The sequence below is a fragment of the Streptomyces sp. NPDC055955 genome (assembly GCF_042270245.1).
In the GTDB taxonomy this organism is placed as follows: domain Bacteria; phylum Actinomycetota; class Actinomycetes; order Streptomycetales; family Streptomycetaceae; genus Streptomyces.
In genome coordinates this window covers 115,166-130,612 of the sequence record NZ_JBHJYS010000026.1, presented here as the reverse complement: position 1 = coordinate 130,612, position 15,447 = coordinate 115,166, and the positions used below count along the sequence as shown (strand labels likewise).

Sequence of the window (15,447 nt, the reverse complement as noted above, 5' to 3'; positions counted from 1 at the left end):
TCGACCGTACCATTACCGGAGGGACCTCCGCTTTGACTCCGCCGGAACCGACGCCCACCGGCGCATCCGCCGGCACGCCCCCAGCCGCCGACGGGGCGGGGCGCCCCGAACGTCCTCTGCGCGCGGATGCGCAACGCAACCGCGAGAACCTCGTGGCTGTCGCGCGGGCCGCCTTCGCCGCCTCGGACGGCACCGTCGCACTGGAGGGCATCGCCCGCGAGGCAGGCGTCGGGATCGGCACGCTCTACCGCCATTTCCCCACCCGCGAGGCGCTCGTCGAAGCCGTCTACGCGGCCGAGCTCGACGACGTCACCACGAGCGCTCCCGCGCTGCTCGAGGAGTTTCCGCCCGATGTGGCGCTCCGCGCCTGGCTGGACCACTACGCGAAGTTCACCGCGACGAAGCGCGGGATGATCGACACGCTGCGCGCCGGCTGGGCCTCGGGACGGATCACGACCCCGACCACGCGCGAACGCATCACGGCGGCCATCGGAACGATCCTGGCGGCGGGAGCCGCAGCGGGTTCGCTCCGCGGTGACGTCGACCCGGACGACGTCACCGCGATCGTCTTCGGTGCGTTCCTGTCGGCAGCCGCCACCGGCGACGCTGCGGAGCAGACCGGCCGACTGCTCGACCTCGTCGTCGACGCCGTGCGCCCCAAGGCGCGCCCATAGGCACGACAGGGCCAGTGAGTCACTCCGCGTCGAACCGGCCCAGCAGCTCCAACGCCGTGTCCAGCGCCGCCTCCAGATGGGCGATGCTGCCGGTGGCCATGAGGACGGTCACCCCGCCCTGCACAGCGGCGATCAGGGCGGCCGCCGTACGGTCGGCGTCCAGCGCGGGGTCCATCCGCCCACTTCCCTGCATGCACCGCACCCCGTCCCTCAGCGCGGACTGCCACTGCGCGAGCAGTTGCCCGGTCAGCTGCTGCGAGGCGGGCGTTCTCCGGCCGAGCTCGGTCATCAGCACACCCAGGGGGCAGTTGACGCCCTGCCGTTCGTAACGCCGGACGACGGCGTCGCGCCAGTCGTGCCACGCCTGCCAGGTGTCGAGGCGGCCGAGGTCGTCCAGGTGGGGCTGCTGGTCCTCCAGGATCCGTTCCGCCTCCAGGGCGGCGACGGCGAGGAGCAGTTCGTCCTTGCCGCCGGGGAAGTAGTGGAAGATCTGGCTCTTGCTGGTCGCCGTGCGGGCGCGGATGTCGTCGAGCGTGGTGGTGGCTGCGCCCCGCTCCCTGATCTCGGCGGCCGCGCCCTCGACGATGCGCAGCCGGGTCGCGGCACCTTTCGCGGTCAGGCGCACCGTTGTCGTCCCACTGGTGATCATGGATTCCCTCGCCGCCATTGTGGACCTGCCGGTCCATTTTACGCGTCAGCGGTCAGGTCACCACGCCATGGAAGGCCCCGTACGGGACTAGGCCCGCCCAGAGTGTCCCGGGCGGGCCCAGCCGCGGTGCTCCGGTGCCGGATCAGTCGTTGGCGCAGGCGTTGCCGGCAGCGGGGTTCAGCAGGCCGATGACGCTGATGGAGTCGCCGCAGGCGTTGATCGGAACTTCGATCGGCAGCTGGATGACGTTGCCGGAGATGACACCGGGCGAGTTGCCGGCGACGCCGTCCGCCCCGTTGTCGGCGCTGGCCACGCCTGCACCTGCGAGGACGGTGGCAGCACCCAGGGCGGCGGTGGCGATAAGGGTCCGGATACGCATTCTTCTCCTCAAGTGAGATGACGGTACTTCCGGACCAATAACACCCCTCACACCCGCCGCGCGCGATTCATTGCACCCATCAGGGGCGTGGCGTCAGACCTCCGGGCATGCCGTCGGCGGGTGGTGATCTCGATGACGGAGAGGGTGCCTCACGTGTGGTCGGCGACCTTCGCCACGAGGCGGACGCCTGTGCGCTCGGTGTCACCGGGTTCCGGCCTCCGGGCCGGCGCACTGCGCCTCCCGGGCCGCCACGCCGCCGTCACGTCGGCACCGGCAGACCCGTCAGCTCGGGAACATCCCCGCCGTCGCGTTGATCCAGGTACCCGTGATCGAGGAGGCCGCGTCGGACGCGAGGAAGGTCGCGAGCGCGGCGATGTCCGCGATGCGCGGCGAACGCTTCGTCATGCGCAGGCTGTCGAGGTGAGCGAGTACCCCCTGCAGCGCCGCCTCGTCCATGGCCGGTGCGCCGGCCCCGGCCAGCTTCTCCGGCGTCAGGGTGTCCGCGACGCCGGCGGTCCAGATGCCCAGAGCACGCACCCCGGACGGGCCCAGCTCCTGCGCGAGCTGGCGGATCAGCGCGTCCGTCGCGCCGTCCGCGGCGCCGGTGCCGCCCAGCATCGGGGTGCCGTGACGGGAGCCGCTGTCGAGGGAGAGGATCACTCCCCCGCCCTGGGCGGCCATGCGCCGGGCCGCGGCTCGCGCGGTGATGAACTGGCAGGAGATGCCCTGCACCACCGGCCGTGTGTAGTCGTCGACGGTCATCTCCGTGAGCGGGATGCCCTGCAGATCGCCTCGCGGCACGAGGTTGAAGGAGATGTCGATCCGGCCGGCCCGCTCGACCACCTCGTCGGCGTGCGACTCCACGGCCGCTTCGTCCAGGGCGTCGACGACGTCGTACTCCGCGCCCACCTCTGCCGAGACCTTCCGCAGGGTGTCCTCCGTGCGGCCCGCGAGGAAGACCCGTGCGCCCGCGTCCGTGTACGCCCGCGCCACGCCCGCCCCCAGAGATCCGGCTCCGCCGTAGATGACCGCGACCTTGTCGTTCAGCACGTGCATGAGCATGGGCGTCGTCCTCTCCTCCGGCAGACGCCGGGTGCGCCCGCTGCTCCATAGGACTCATCGTCCGCCGAAACTCATCGGCGGACGGGCAATTCGCGTATCGGAGCGGCACGGAGCGGCACGGAGCGGCACCCCATGGGGTGAAGCTTGCGGGCCCTCCCGTTCACCACCGAGGACAAGTGGGAGGGGTATGGCCGTACCTCCCGCCACCGGAACGAGGTCGTCGCATGCTCCGCACCAGGCTCCTGTCCGTCACCGCCGTGTCCCTGTCCGTCTGGGTCGGTTCGACGACCCCGGCGATCTCCGGATCGTCTGACGCCACGATCACCGTCACGTCTCCGGCCGCCGACTCCGTACACCCCGTGAACAGCAGTCTCTTCGTCGGATGGCGCAACGACACCGGGAAGGAGGTCGACGTCTGGCTGGCGCAGGACGACGGCTCGGGCGGGACGCAGCGCCTGTTCAAACTGGCCTCGAAGGCGAGCAGCAAGCCGACGAGTGAGCTGGTCACGGCGGTGCCCGCGGTGCCGGACGGCACTCATTACACCGTCGAGGTCACGACCCCGGACACGGGCGCACACGGCTACAGCGCCCCCTTCGAGGTGGGCCCCGTTCCGGCCGCCGGCCCGGTCGTCGGCACCGGTGCGGACGCGGGGACCGGCTCCAGAGGGACGCCGGGGCCGTCACCCAGCCGGGTTCAGACGCAGGACGGGCACAGCCCTCGGTAGGTCACCTCGACCTTGGACACCTCGAAGCCGAACCGCTCCTGCGCCGGGAGGCCGGAGAGCGGGTCGCCGGTCGGGTGGACGTCGCGGATGATTCCGCAGCCGGAGCACACCAAGTGCTGGTGCGGCCGGTGCGCGTTCGGGTCGTAGCGCTTCGCACGGCCGTCCGTGGAGACCTCGATGACCTCGCCCAGCGCCACCAGCTCGCCCAGCGCGTTGTACACGGTCGCTCTGGAGATCTCGGGCAGCCGCCGCACCGCGCGGGCGTGCACCTCGTCGGCCGTGAGATGCACGTGATCACCGTCGAGAACCTCCGCCACGACGCGCCGCTGAGAGGTCATCCGCCAGCCACGCCCCCGCAGTCGCTCAAGCAGGCCACTCATATCGGTTCACCTTTTCAGGTTCAGTGGGACACCCGAGGTTGACCGGCGCACTCCCGGTCCCGTCGGAATTGCGGTTGGTGCACTTCTTGACTTGGATTCTGTCCATCGTAGGATCGGTTATGGCGATAGCCAAGGGACAGGAAGACTCCAGTGCGGCAGGAGACAGAAGTTGCTTACCTCCGAGGGGCGCGCGATCGTGCGTCGGTCGTTGCACTCCTCATGCCGCCAGAGGCCCTCTCCGCGCTCGACGCGGCCGGATTCATGCCGCTTCGCCTCATTCTGAGACGTAGTGTCGACCCGTCCCGGAAGACCACGGCCTCGCGATCGACACGGTCCGCCCGATCGAGACGATCCCTCCGGTCGCCCAGATCCCCGCGACCGTCCGGATCGACGAGGCTGAGGCCCTCCACGGGGCCCGCGCCCCACCCGTTCCAACGCCGTAGTTCCTGAGCAGTGTGATCCGCCCCGTCCGGAAGGATTCCCAATGTCTGAGAACCAAGATGCGATCGTCACAGACGCGAAAACACAGGACGGAGGAGGCTGCCCGGTCGTGCACGGCAGCGCCCCGCACCCGACGCAGGGCAACGGCGCGAACAGCCAGTGGTGGCCGCAGCGGCTCAACCTGAAGATCCTTGCCAAGAACCCCGCCGTCGCCAACCCGCTCGGCGAGGAGTTCGACTACGCCGCGGCGTTCAAGACCCTCGACCTCGCGGAGGTCAAGCAGGACATCGCGGAGGTGCTGACCACCTCGAAGGACTGGTGGCCCGCCGACTTCGGCCACTACGGCCCCTTCATGATCCGTATGGCGTGGCACAGCGCCGGCACCTACCGGATCAGCGACGGCCGCGGTGGCGCCGACACCGGGCAGCAGCGCTTCGCCCCGCTCAACAGCTGGCCGGACAACGGGAACCTCGACAAGGCCCGTCGTCTGCTGTGGCCCGTCAAGAAGAAGTACGGCAAGAACCTGTCGTGGGCCGACCTCATGATCCTCACGGGCAATGTCGCCCTGGAGACGATGGGCTTCGAGACCTTCGGCTTCGGCGGCGGACGTGTCGACGCCTGGGAGCCCGACGACGACGTCTACTGGGGTCCCGAGACCACCTGGCTCGGCGACGAGCGCTACACGGGTGACCGTGAGCTGGAGAACCCGCTCGCCGCGGTCCAGATGGGCCTCATCTACGTCAACCCGGAGGGCCCCAACGGCAACCCGGACCCGCTCGCCGCGGCCCGCGACATCCGCGAGACGTTCCGCCGGATGGCGATGAACGACGAGGAGACGGTCGCCCTGATCGCCGGCGGCCACACCTTCGGCAAGACGCATGGCGCGGGCCCCGCGGAGGACGTCGGCGAGGCCCCCGAGGCCGCCGCGATCGAGGAGATGGGCCTCGGCTGGAAGAACGCGTTCGGTACCGGCAAGGGTGACGACGCGATCACCAGTGGTCTCGAGGGGATCTGGACGAACACCCCGACCACCTGGGACAACACCTTCTTCGACATCCTCTTCGGCTACGAGTGGGAGCTCTACCAGAGCCCCGCAGGCGCGAACCAGTGGCGGCCGAAGGAGGGCGCGGGCGCGGGGTCCGTACCCGACGCCCACGACGCGTCGAAGAGCCACGCTCCCACGATGCTCACGACGGACCTCTCGCTCCGGTTCGACCCGACGTACGAGCCGATCTCGCGCCGCTTCCACGAGAACCCGGCCGAGTTCGCGGACGCCTTCGCCCGCGCGTGGTTCAAGCTGACCCACCGCGACATGGGCCCGATCGTGCGCTACCTCGGTCCGGAGGTCCCGAGCGAGGAGCTGCTGTGGCAGGACCCGCTCCCCGCGGTGACCCACCCGCTCGTCGACTCCTCGGACGTCGCCGCGCTCAAGGCGCAGATCCTGGCCTCGGGCCTGACGGTGTCTCAGCTGGTGTCCACGGCATGGGCGTCGGCCTCGTCGTTCCGTAACAGCGACAAGCGGGGCGGCGCGAACGGCGCGCGCATCCGCCTCCAGCCGCAGAGCGGCTGGGAGGTCAACCAGCCCGACGAGCTGGCGGCCGTGCTGCGCAAGCTGGAAGGCGTCAAGGAGACCTTCGACAGCGCCCAGTCCGGTGGCAAGCAGATCTCGCTCGCCGACCTGATCGTGCTCGCCGGTGCCGCCGGCGTCGAGAAGGCCGCGAAGGACGCCGGCTTCGACATCCAGGTGCCCTTCGCTCCCGGGCGTGCCGACGCCACGCAGGAGCAGACGGACGTGGAGTCGTTCTCCGCGCTCGAGCCGTCCGCGGACGGGTTCCGCAACTACCTCGGCAAGGGCAACCGCCTGCCGGCCGAGTACCTGCTCGTCGACAAGGGGAACCTGCTCGACCTGAGCGCCCCCGAGCTGACGGTCCTCGTCGGCGGCCTGCGCGTCCTCGGCGCGAACTACGGGCAGTCGACGCACGGCGTCCTCACCACGACCCCCGGGTCGCTGACCAACGACTTCTTCGTGAACCTGCTCGACCTGGACACGACGTGGAGCGCGACGGCCGGCGACGCGAACACCTTCGAGGGCCGCGACGCCTCGGGCAAGGTCATCTGGACGGGCACCCGTGCCGACCTCGTCTTCGGGTCGAACTCCGAGCTGCGCGCGGTCGCGGAGGTCTACGCGAGCGATGACGCGAAGGAGAAGTTCGTGAAGGACTTCGTCTCCGCGTGGGACAAGGTCATGAACCTGGACCGGTTCGACCTCTCCTGATCACGCATGACACGAAGTCCGGGCCGGCCCGCAGTGGGCCGGCCCGGACTTCCGCGTCTGCGCGTCATGGCTGCGATCGGTCCGGCGCGCACCGCGCCGTCCTCGAGGTCACCACCAGTACGCCGGGTACTTCGGCGCCCCGCGCCGTACACGAGAGGCCGCGAAGCCGGTCAGGACGAGCAGCACGGTGGAGCCGAACAGCAGCGGCACGAAGCGGCCGGGCGCCGGCGTCTGGAGCACGACGATCACCGCGGTGGCGCAGGCCGCCGAATGCGGGGTACGGGCGAGCATCGTCGCGGCGAGAGTGACGCCTCCCGCCAGTGCCGCCGTCCACGGGTTGCTGTCGGTCAGCGCGAGGACCGCGTAACCGGACCCCGCTCCGAGCAGATGCCCCAGGACAAGACTCCGGGGCTGGGCCAGGGGCAGGGTCGGCGCGCTGTGCACGAGGGCTGCGCTCGCGGCCAGCGGCGGTATCAGGACCGGCTCATGGATCATCGCCCCGATCGCCACGAGCCCGAGCAGGACCGCGGTGACCGCGCTGACGCTGTGGAAGGCCGCTGCCGCGGTGGGACGGGCCGGCGCCCGGCCCACCCGGCGCCGCCGGCGGGGCTGATCGGGGGCAGGAGTGGGCTGCGGCTGCGGGCGCAGCAAGGAATCAGTGCTCACGGTGACGTTTTCTGGGGCAGGCGGCTCTCGGCCGGCAGGACGACGGGAGAAGGAACGGTCGTAGCTGCGCGGAGCACACCTCTGTGATCAACAGTGGTTCTGACCTTGCGCCTGCCCTGGTGGGGCGGGCGCAGTCCAGGAGCGATTTTACCTGCCGAGCCGGGGCGGCGGGCGTGGGGTGGCCCATCACCCGGCATATCCGTCCGGCGCGCCCGGCGTCACCCCGCGCAGGGCACACCGTCTCGGAGCCTCGGCAGCCCTGCCTCATCCTGAACAGACCCTGACCGAAAGCTTGTTGAACGGTCTCAGGGCGCGCGGGAGCATTCGGTCCATGGACGAACCCGGAGCCTGCTACGAGATCCGCTACACGTGGACCGCCCCGGCCTGGCTGGCTCTGGCGCTCGCCGTGCTCATCGGTGTGGGATTCGTCCCCGGCGCCGAACCTCCGGGGAACGACCACATCGAGCTGATCTTCACGCCCTACGTGGTCCTGGTCCTGCCGGCCGCCGCCCTCCGGCGGACCGCTGTACACATCGGCCCCCGAGGCATCACTCTGGGCGGCCTGCCGATCTTCCGCAGGCCGGAGTTCCTTCCCTGGCCGGAGATCGTGTCCGTCACGTTCTGGGACGGCATGCGGGGGCCGGGACGGTTTCGGCACTCCGAACTCGAAGTGCGTCACCGAAGGGGGCCCGCCCCGCCGCCGCAACCAGCCACGTCCCCGGCACTGCGCGAGTTGGACGCGCTTCTGTCGACACACGTGGATCCCGCCTTCGTCGAGTCCTTCAGAGGAACCAAGGGGTCCACGCGTTCCATGGCGCTGTGCAAGGTGGACACCGGACGCCTCGAACGGGCCGTACGGGCCTTCGCGCCCCGGGTCCACGTCTTCGGCGACGTGGGCCGACCATGACGACACGACCAAGGATCTGACCGAACGCGAGTGTCGGACACGGGAGTTGAGTGACCATGGAGGCGTCTGCGGAGGCGGGCTCGGCGGCGATCGACGTACGGGGGCGGGGAGACCATGGCCGGACGCGAGGGGCCCGAACCGCCGCACGCGCCGGGATCAGCCCCGTCCCGCGGCCTTGGCTCCGGATGCTTCCCGTGGACGGCCCTCGCGGTGCTGATCGCTCTGGTCTCGGGGCTGTTCCTGTTCCTCGGCGGCGGCGGAGCCGGGAACGGCCGCCCCCCGGGCAGCGGCCAACCCCCCGGAGGCATAGGGCAGAAGACCTACGTCGACGAGATCGACGAGGCTCGTCAGCAGCTCTTCAAGGGTGAACTGGTCCGCACCAGCACGAAGTCGCTGCATCTGGTGGCCGGCGGCGATCCACAACCGTTCCGGGCCCAGATTCTGGGCAGTTGGAGCTCACACGGGCCCGGTGAGCCACACGCCTCGACCGTCGCGGGCGCGCAGATCGGCGTGAGGCTGCACTGCTCGGGCGCTCAAGTGCGGTGCACGCCCCTGTCGTCCGAGCGCCAGAACGTCATCTCCAAGACGGACAAGGCCACGTGGCTGTGGGACGTGAGCGCGAAGAAGGCGGGGACGGTCACCCTGTCCGTGACGGTGACCGCCTACTACCGGGACAGCGACACCGTGCTTCTCGAGCAACCGCCCACGACGGCCCACGTCAAGGTGGCAGCCCCGCCCGGCGACCGCTTCGCGTGGGTCACGCAGGCCTGGCGGTGGATCTCCGACGCGATCACAAGGCTGGGAGGACTCGCGGTGTCGCTGACCGGCGTCATCACCCTGGCTGTGATCGTCGGCCGCCGCATGTCCCCGGCAACCGGTCCCGAACCCGGCAACGACAACACCGACGCGGACAGCAACACACCGTCCTGAGCCACACAGGGCGGCCACGACACTACGTGAGGCCAAGGTCACAGTTTCCCGCGAAGTGGTCGACTCCGCGCCTGATTCCCCAGGTCAGAGCCGCCCGCCTGACGACTCTCCGCCTACGCCCCGTGTCACGGGGCCGCCGATTGTCACACCGACCCTCTAGGCTTCTTCACATGTCCACCACTCCGATCCCTGGTTCCGTGCGGTCCGCCGACGATCTGAACGAAGAGATTCGCTGCCTGATGCTGTGCAGCGGTGGCCGGTTGAGCGCCGAGCAGCGCCGGGAGTACGAAGTTCTCGTCATCGAGTGGTCCGCGGCGGTACGTGGCGAGGTTGTGAAGGCCGCGTAAGCCCCGGGCCTGCCCCTGCCGGTCGCGCACCCGTGGCGTCACTCGGACGGCCGCAGCTCAGGCGGTGCAGCCCCCTCCGGTCGTCGTACCGGGTCATCACGAACCCGAGGACCACGAAGGGGGCGGCCCCGATCGCGATCATGACGCAGCCCGCAGCGTCGGGCGGCGCACACCGCAGACACAGCAAGGCCCGGATCCAGAAGGATCCGGGCCTTGTCCATCAGTAGCGGGGACAGGATTTGAACCTGCGACCTCTGGGTTATGAGCCCAGCGAGCTACCGAGCTGCTCCACCCCGCGTCGGTAGACACCACCGTACGCCATCGCAGCCGGTCCCCATGACCACGTGTCCGCCGATCGCTAGCGGACGAGGCACGGGCGCTTGCTGTCGAACTGCCAGTCCGGGACGAGATACCGCATCCCGATGGCGTCGTCGCGCGCCCCCAGCGCCTTGGTCCTGTAGAGGTCGTGCGCCGCGAGAAGTCGGTCCATGTCGAGCTCTACGCCCAGGCCCGGGGCGTCGGGCACGGCGATCTCACCGTCGACGATCCGGGGCGGCGCGGTGGTGAGGCGCTCCAGGCCTTCCTGCCAGATCCAGTGCGTGTCCAGGGCGTTGTACTCTCCGGGGGCGGCGGCTCCGCAGTGGGTGACCATCGCGAGCGAGATGTCGAAGTGGTTGTTGGAGTGGCAGCCCCAGGTCAGGCCCATCGCGTTGCAGAGCTGGGCCACGCGGACCGAGCCCTGCATGGTCCAGAAGTGCGGGTCGGCCAGGGGGATGGAGACCGACTGGAGCGCCAGGGCGTGGGTGAGCTGGCGCCAGTCCGTGGCGATCATGTTGGTCGCGGTCGGCAGGCCCGTGGCGCGGCGGAACTCGGCGAGGATCTCCCGGCCGGAGTAGCCGCCTTCGGCACCGCAGGGGTCCTCGGCGTAGGCGAGGGTCCCGGACAGCGGCATGCACAGCTCGATCGCCTCGCGCAGCGACCACGCGCCGTTGGGGTCGAGAGTGATCCTGGCCTCGGGGAATCGGTCCTTCAGCGCCTGGACGGCCCTGACCTCCTCGGCGCCCTCCAGGACTCCGCCCTTGAGCTTGAAGTCGCGGAATCCGTAGCGTTCGTACGCGGCCTCGGCCTGGCGGACGATCGCCTCGGGTGTCAGGGCCTCTTCGTGCCGGACGCGGTGCCAGTCGACGTCCGAGTCGGGTTCGCGGACGTATTCCAGGTCGGTGCGGTCGGGGTCGCCGACGTAGAAGAGGTAGCCCAACACCCTGACGGAGTCGCGCTGTTGACCGTCACCGAGGAGTGCCGCGACGGGGACGTCGAGGTGCTGGCCCAGGAGGTCGAGCATCGCGGACTCGACGGCGGTGACGGCGTGGACGGTGGTGCGCAGGTCGAAGGTCTGGGCGCCTCGGCCGCCCGCGTCGCGGTCGGCGAACCTGGCTCCGATCTCGCGCAGCACACGCTTGTAGTCGCCCACCTTCGCGCCGACCACGAGGGACTCGGCGTCGCGCAGGGTCCGGGTGATCTTCTCGCCGCCCGGCACCTCGCCCAGGCCGGTGCGGCCCTCCGAGTCCTGGAGGACGACGACATTGCGGGTGAAGTAGGGGCCGTGGGCGCCGGAGAGATTCAGTTCCATGCAGTCCCGGCCTGCGACCGGATAGACGGCGAACGCGGTGACGGTCGGCTGCTTGCTCAAGGTCATTGCGGTTCCTGTGGTCGGAAGGTGTGCGGGTTGATGTGTGTCACAGGTTCAGGAAGTCCAACGCCCATTCCATGGCGAGTACGCCGCCCAGGCCCAGCACCGCGAGCACGGTCGTGTAGGTGGTCCTGACCTTGATCGCCTCGATGACCGAGAGGTTGAAGTACTCCTTGAAGAGCCAGAATCCGGGGTCGTTCACATGGGAGAACGCGATCGACCCGCAGGAGACGGCGAGAACCATGATCTCGGGGTGGATGCCGCTGCCCGCCAGGAGCGGAAGCACCACGCCGGACGCCGTGACGACGGCGACCGTCGCCGAGCCGAGAGCCACGCGCAGGATGACCGCGATGAGCCAGGCCAAGATGAGGGGAGAGATGGCCCAGCTGTCCGTGACGTCCTTGATGTAGTCGGAGATCCCGCCTTCGACGAGGACGTTCTTGAAGGCGCCGCCGGCGCCGATGACCAGGAGGATCATCGCCATCGCCTGGGCCGCCGAGGCGCAGGAGGCGCTGACCTCCGTAAGGCTGCGGCCGATGCGCGGCCCGAACGCCCAGATCGCCAGGAGCAGCGTCAGCATGAGCGCGATCGGGGCCGAGCCGATGAACGCGACCGCGTGCAGCAACGGGCTGTCGCCGGACGTGACCATGTCGATCACCGCGGCGCCCGCGATCAGGACCACCGGGAAGAGGGCCACGAGCAGCGACCAGCCCATGCCGGGCATCTCTTCGTCGGTGAACTCACGGTCGCTGACCAGGCCCTTGGGGATGGACGGGTTCATCGCCTTCACGAACGGCAGGCGCGGCCAGGCGAGGGCGATGAGCGCTCCGGCCGGTACGGCGATGAAGAGGCCGTAGAACAGGGTGTGCCCGACGGAGGCGTGGAAGGTCGCGGCGACGGCGGTGGGGCCGGGGTGAGGCGGGAGGAAGCTGTGCATGGTGGACAGGGCGATCGACATCGGCAGCCCGACCCACAGCAGCTTCGCGCCGGTGACCCGCACGAGGGTGAAGGCGATGGGCACGATGATGATGAAGGCGACCTCGTAGAACATGGTGACGCCGATGAGCATGGACGTGACCACCATGGCCACCTGCACCCAGCGCGGCCCGAAGGCGTCGAGGAGCCGGTTGGCTATGCGTTGCGCCGCTCCGGAGTCCCCCATGACGCGGCCGACCATGGCGCCGAGGCCGATGGTCAGCATCGTGTCGCCGATCTGGCCGCCGATGCCCTCCGAGAGGACGTCCGGGATCGTCGCCGCCGGGATCCCCTGCACCAGGGCGACGCCGACCGCCACGAGGAGGAGGGCGGCGAACCCGTTCATTCTCAGCCTGGTCATGAGGAAGAGCAGAATCAGAACGCTGATTCCCACTACGACGAGAGGCAAGTCAGTTCCCCTTTGAACTGTGGATTGGACCGCGGATCGCGGGTCGGCCGGGTACGGAGCCGAGCACCGCGAAGCAGTGGGGCTTCGACTACGCGTGCCCGGTGGTCAGTTGACGTGCCGCTCGGCGCCGACCAGGTTCAGGCCGGCCTCCAGCACCTTCTCGAGATCCGCGAGGTCGGCCGGCGACGGGTCGGTGAGCGGGGCGCGCACGGGGCCGACCGGAAGACCGCGCAGCCGGGCCGCCGCCTTGACGAGGGAGACGGCGTAGCCCGGGACGCGGTCGCGCAGCTCCACCAAGGGAACGTAGAAGTCGCTCAGGAGCTTGTTCGTCGCCTCGTCGTCGCCCGCCCGCAGCGCGGTGAAGAAGGCCTTCGCGATCTCGGGCGCGAACGCGTGGACCGCGGAGGAGTAGGCGGGCACGCCGACGGTGGCGTAGGCGCGGGCCTGCATCTCGGCGGTGGCCGCGCCGTTGAAGAAGAGGAAGCCGTCGGGTGCGGCGAGTGTCAGGCGCTGGAGCCGGTCCAGGTCGGAGTGCCCGTCCTTCAGGCCGACGACGGTGGGCATCTCGGCGATCTCGCGCAGGGCGTCGGCGCTGAAGGCGACCTGGTCACGCTGGTACGCGATCAGCGGCAGCCGGGTGCCGTCGGCGATCCGCCGCAGCTGTTCCACCAGCCCTTCCTGCGGCGCGCCGACCAGGTAGTGCGGCAGCACGAGCAGTGCGTCCGCGCCTTCCTCCTGCGCGATCCGGGCGAACCGCAGCGCCTGTGACCAGCCGTAGCCGATGCCGGCGACCACCGGCAGCCGCCCCTCGGCGACCTCGACCGTGACCCTGACGACCGCCCGGTACTCCTCCTCGTCCAGCGAGAAGAACTCCCCCGTTCCGCAGGCGGGGAAGACCACGCCCGGTGCGTTGGCCAACTGGGCGGTCAGATAGGTCCGATAGGCCTCCAGGTCGAGGCTGCCGTCGTCCCGAAGGCTCGTGAGCGGGAAGGACAGCACCCCCTTAGCCATCCCGTCACGCAGCTTCTGCGCGACATCCTCGGGTTGTGTGCCGACCTCGTTCATAGATCTGATCCCCATATGCAGATGGCGTCCATGTATGGGAATGGAGGCTAAGTCGGTGAACGGGTCGGGTCAATGGGTGAAGCCCCGCCGATTTACGATGACCGGCACCAGGAGGCAGGGGGAACGCGCGTGACATCAGGGGTCCGTGGGGTGAAGTCGGCGCTGCGCACGGTCGCGCTGCTGGAACTGCTCGCGGAGAGGGGCGACCGGCCCGCGCGCCTGGACGAACTCGCCGAGGAACTGGACGTGCCGCGCAGCAGCATGTACCAACTGCTGCGCACCCTCGTCGACTGCGGCTGGGTGCGTACGGACACCACCGGTTCGCTGTACGGCATCGGGATCCGCACCCTTCTCACGGGCACGAGCTACCTCGACAGCGACCCACGCGTGCGCGCCGTGCGCCCGTATCTCGACGAGGCCTCGGACGCGCTCGGCGAGACGATCCACCTGGCGCGGCTCGACGGTCCGCACGTCGTCTATCTCGCGACGCGCGAGTCCCACGAGTACCTGCGCACCATCAGCCGCGTCGGCCGCCGGGTCCCCGCACACGCCGGCGCCCTCGGAAAGGCATTGCTCGCCGAGCGGACGGACAGCGAACCAGGGCTCACCGAAGGCCCGTTGGCCGCCCTGACGGAGAACACCCACACCGACCGCGACGCGTTGCTCGCCGACCTGGCGGGCGTCCGCGAACGGGGTTACTCCATCGACCGCGAGGAGACGGTGACCGGCATCGCGGGCTTCGGCTTCGCCCTGCGGTACGACGCTCCGGCGGTCGACGCCATCAGCTGCTCGGTTCCGGTCGCCCGCCTCACCGCAGAGCGCCAGGAGCGTGTCGTCGCCGTCATGCGGGACGTACAGACGAAGATCGAGGCGCTGCTGTCACCCCGCTCAGGGGCGCCCGACTGGCGGTGAGCGGGAGGGGCGGGGCGTACGGACGGGTCGCCCCCGGCCTCATCACAGGTGGCGGAGCAGGGCCTCCAACGCCGGATTGTCGTTGTTCCTGCGCCACACCAGATTCAGCTCGACCGGCTTGGGCTCCCTCAGGGACAGCGGCTTGTAGATGATCCCGCCGAACCTCATCTGCGCCGCGGCCTCCGGGACCAGAGCGATCCCCCAGCCCGCGTTCACCATCGCCAGGATGCTGTGCACCTGACTGAGGTACTGGGTGAAGACGGGTGTCACCTGGGCGGCGCGGAAGATGCTGACGAGCAGTTCGTGGAAGTAGCGGGCCTCGACCGGCGAGTACATCAACACCTCCTCCCCGTCGAAGTCCTCCACGCGCAGGTCGCCCTCGCGCGCGGCGAGCGGATGGCCCGTGGGCAGGGCGGCGAGCAGCCCCTCCCTGACCGCGGGCCGGGTCTCCAGGTCGGGCCCGGTGTTCGCGGGGCGGATCATGCCCAGGTCGAGGGAACCTTCGGTGATGGCCTCCAGCTGGTCGCGGGTGACCAGCTCACGCAGCACCACCTCCACGCGGGGCATGGCCGTGCGGGCCACTTCGAGCAGCGTGCCGAGGGCCGAGTTCGCGCTGGCCGCCGTGAACCCGATGGCGATGGCTCCGGCCTCGCCGGCCGACACCTGCCGTACGGCGAGGGCCGCGTGCTCGGACTGGCGCAGGATGTGGCGCGCCTCGTTCAGGAACGTGCGGCCCGCCGGGGTGAGCCGCACGGAGCGATTGGTGCGGTCGAGGAGCTGTACGCCGAGGTCGTGCTCGAGGAGTTGGATCTGCCGGCTCAGCGGGGGCTGCGTCATCCGAAGGCGCTCCGCGGCGCGGGTGAAGTGCAGTTCCTCGGCCACCGCCACGAAGCTCACGAGCTGTGCCAGCGTGAACAATGATTCCCTCCGGGTATCAGCGCATGCAAAATTGGTCTTGGAC

16 protein-coding genes and 1 tRNA gene are annotated in these 15,447 nt (G+C 69.8%); 7 read left to right on the top strand and 10 right to left on the bottom strand.

What is annotated here, in order from left to right; all coding sequences use genetic code 11:
* The first annotated feature begins 32 nt into the window (after positions 1-32).
* On the top strand, positions 33-674 hold the full coding sequence (locus tag ACFC96_RS38280) for a TetR/AcrR family transcriptional regulator (RefSeq protein WP_376616840.1): 642 nt from the start codon (positions 33-35) through the stop codon (positions 672-674).
* A gap of 19 nt (positions 675-693) precedes the next feature.
* On the opposite strand, the gene ACFC96_RS38275 is transcribed toward ACFC96_RS38280, so the two are convergent.
* From ACFC96_RS38275 to ACFC96_RS38265, 3 genes are all read right to left on the bottom strand, one after another.
* Positions 694-1,323, bottom strand: coding sequence for a TetR/AcrR family transcriptional regulator (locus ACFC96_RS38275; RefSeq protein WP_376616838.1), 630 nt, complete (start codon positions 1,321-1,323; stop codon positions 694-696).
* Between the two features lie 142 nt (positions 1,324-1,465).
* Positions 1,466-1,702 (bottom strand): chaplin, encoded by a 237-nt coding sequence (locus tag ACFC96_RS38270; protein ID WP_340456829.1) that lies wholly within the window; start codon positions 1,700-1,702, stop codon positions 1,466-1,468.
* 282 nt (positions 1,703-1,984) lie between these two features.
* Positions 1,985-2,764 carry an SDR family NAD(P)-dependent oxidoreductase gene (locus tag ACFC96_RS38265; RefSeq protein ID WP_376616836.1) on the bottom strand — a complete coding sequence of 260 codons (780 nt, stop codon included), beginning with the start codon at positions 2,762-2,764 and terminating at the stop codon, positions 1,985-1,987.
* Positions 2,765-2,988: 224 nt separating this feature from the next.
* On the opposite strand from ACFC96_RS38265, the gene ACFC96_RS38260 reads away from it, so the two are divergent.
* On the top strand, positions 2,989-3,489 hold the full coding sequence (locus ACFC96_RS38260) for a hypothetical protein (protein WP_376616834.1): 501 nt from the start codon (positions 2,989-2,991) through the stop codon (positions 3,487-3,489).
* On the opposite strand, the gene ACFC96_RS38255 is transcribed toward ACFC96_RS38260, so the two are convergent.
* A complete protein-coding gene (locus ACFC96_RS38255) occupies positions 3,459-3,869 on the bottom strand; it encodes a Fur family transcriptional regulator (RefSeq protein ID WP_340459862.1) in 411 nt (136 codons plus the stop codon). The two genes, ACFC96_RS38260 and ACFC96_RS38255, sit on opposite strands and share 31 nt — an antisense overlap.
* Before the next feature lie 484 nt (positions 3,870-4,353).
* Between ACFC96_RS38255 and katG the strand changes: the two genes are divergently transcribed.
* Entirely contained in the window at positions 4,354-6,585 is a 2,232-nt protein-coding gene (gene katG, locus ACFC96_RS38250) for a catalase/peroxidase HPI (RefSeq protein WP_376260923.1), read from the top strand.
* Positions 6,586-6,693: 108 nt separating this feature from the next.
* Here katG and ACFC96_RS38245 read toward each other — a convergent pair whose 3' ends face one another.
* Entirely contained in the window at positions 6,694-7,251 is a 558-nt protein-coding gene (locus ACFC96_RS38245; protein WP_376260921.1) for an HPP family protein, read from the bottom strand.
* 331 nt (positions 7,252-7,582) lie between these two features.
* On the opposite strand from ACFC96_RS38245, the gene ACFC96_RS38240 reads away from it, so the two are divergent.
* From ACFC96_RS38240 to ACFC96_RS38230, 3 genes are all read left to right on the top strand, one after another.
* Positions 7,583-8,158, top strand: a complete 576-nt coding sequence (locus ACFC96_RS38240) for a hypothetical protein (protein ID WP_376616832.1) — start codon at positions 7,583-7,585, stop codon at positions 8,156-8,158.
* 114 nt (positions 8,159-8,272) lie between these two features.
* Positions 8,273-9,088, top strand: a complete 816-nt coding sequence (locus tag ACFC96_RS38235; protein ID WP_376616830.1) for a hypothetical protein — start codon at positions 8,273-8,275, stop codon at positions 9,086-9,088.
* A 170-nt stretch (positions 9,089-9,258) separates the two neighbouring features.
* Entirely contained in the window at positions 9,259-9,435 is a 177-nt protein-coding gene (locus ACFC96_RS38230; protein ID WP_326771929.1) for a hypothetical protein, read from the top strand.
* A gap of 224 nt (positions 9,436-9,659) precedes the next feature.
* Here the strand turns inward: ACFC96_RS38230 and ACFC96_RS38225 are convergent.
* The 4 genes from ACFC96_RS38225 to ACFC96_RS38210 form a co-directional block, all read right to left on the bottom strand.
* Positions 9,660-9,733, bottom strand: a tRNA-Met gene (locus tag ACFC96_RS38225).
* A 60-nt stretch (positions 9,734-9,793) separates the two neighbouring features.
* On the bottom strand, positions 9,794-11,131 hold the full coding sequence (locus ACFC96_RS38220) for an enolase C-terminal domain-like protein (RefSeq protein ID WP_376616828.1): 1,338 nt from the start codon (positions 11,129-11,131) through the stop codon (positions 9,794-9,796).
* Positions 11,132-11,171: 40 nt separating this feature from the next.
* Complete coding sequence (locus ACFC96_RS38215) at positions 11,172-12,509, bottom strand: gluconate:H+ symporter (RefSeq protein ID WP_340458941.1); 1,338 nt, start codon at positions 12,507-12,509, stop codon at positions 11,172-11,174.
* A 105-nt stretch (positions 12,510-12,614) separates the two neighbouring features.
* A complete protein-coding gene (locus ACFC96_RS38210) occupies positions 12,615-13,589 on the bottom strand; it encodes a 5-dehydro-4-deoxyglucarate dehydratase (protein ID WP_376616826.1) in 975 nt (324 codons plus the stop codon).
* Positions 13,590-13,646: 57 nt separating this feature from the next.
* Here ACFC96_RS38210 and ACFC96_RS38205 point away from each other — a divergent pair, with 57 nt between their 5' ends.
* Positions 13,647-14,486, top strand: coding sequence for an IclR family transcriptional regulator (locus tag ACFC96_RS38205; RefSeq protein ID WP_376616824.1), 840 nt, complete (start codon positions 13,647-13,649; stop codon positions 14,484-14,486).
* Positions 14,487-14,528: 42 nt separating this feature from the next.
* Here ACFC96_RS38205 and ACFC96_RS38200 read toward each other — a convergent pair whose 3' ends face one another.
* A complete protein-coding gene (locus ACFC96_RS38200) occupies positions 14,529-15,404 on the bottom strand; it encodes a LysR substrate-binding domain-containing protein (RefSeq protein ID WP_340456706.1) in 876 nt (291 codons plus the stop codon).
* Between the last annotated feature and the right edge of the window lie 43 nt (positions 15,405-15,447).

What these genes read in the sequence shown, in the direction of transcription:
- ACFC96_RS38275 (WP_376616838.1), bottom strand. Translation starts at nt 1,323, where the DNA reads ATGATCACCAGTGGGACGACAACGGTGCGCCTGACCGCGAAAGGTGCC.
- ACFC96_RS38270 (WP_340456829.1), bottom strand. Translation starts at nt 1,702, where the DNA reads ATGCGTATCCGGACCCTTATCGCCACCGCCGCCCTGGGTGCTGCCACC.
- ACFC96_RS38265 (WP_376616836.1), bottom strand. Translation starts at nt 2,764, where the DNA reads ATGCTCATGCACGTGCTGAACGACAAGGTCGCGGTCATCTACGGCGGA.
- ACFC96_RS38260 (WP_376616834.1), top strand. Translation starts at nt 2,989, where the DNA reads ATGCTCCGCACCAGGCTCCTGTCCGTCACCGCCGTGTCCCTGTCCGTC.
- ACFC96_RS38255 (WP_340459862.1), bottom strand. Translation starts at nt 3,869, where the DNA reads ATGAGTGGCCTGCTTGAGCGACTGCGGGGGCGTGGCTGGCGGATGACC.
- katG (WP_376260923.1), top strand. Translation starts at nt 4,354, where the DNA reads ATGTCTGAGAACCAAGATGCGATCGTCACAGACGCGAAAACACAGGAC.
- ACFC96_RS38240 (WP_376616832.1), top strand. Translation starts at nt 7,583, where the DNA reads ATGGACGAACCCGGAGCCTGCTACGAGATCCGCTACACGTGGACCGCC.
- ACFC96_RS38235 (WP_376616830.1), top strand. Translation starts at nt 8,273, where the DNA reads ATGGCCGGACGCGAGGGGCCCGAACCGCCGCACGCGCCGGGATCAGCC.
- ACFC96_RS38230 (WP_326771929.1), top strand. Translation starts at nt 9,259, where the DNA reads ATGTCCACCACTCCGATCCCTGGTTCCGTGCGGTCCGCCGACGATCTG.
- ACFC96_RS38220 (WP_376616828.1), bottom strand. Translation starts at nt 11,131, where the DNA reads ATGACCTTGAGCAAGCAGCCGACCGTCACCGCGTTCGCCGTCTATCCG.
- ACFC96_RS38210 (WP_376616826.1), bottom strand. Translation starts at nt 13,589, where the DNA reads ATGGGGATCAGATCTATGAACGAGGTCGGCACACAACCCGAGGATGTC.
- ACFC96_RS38205 (WP_376616824.1), top strand. Translation starts at nt 13,647, where the DNA reads ATGGGTGAAGCCCCGCCGATTTACGATGACCGGCACCAGGAGGCAGGG.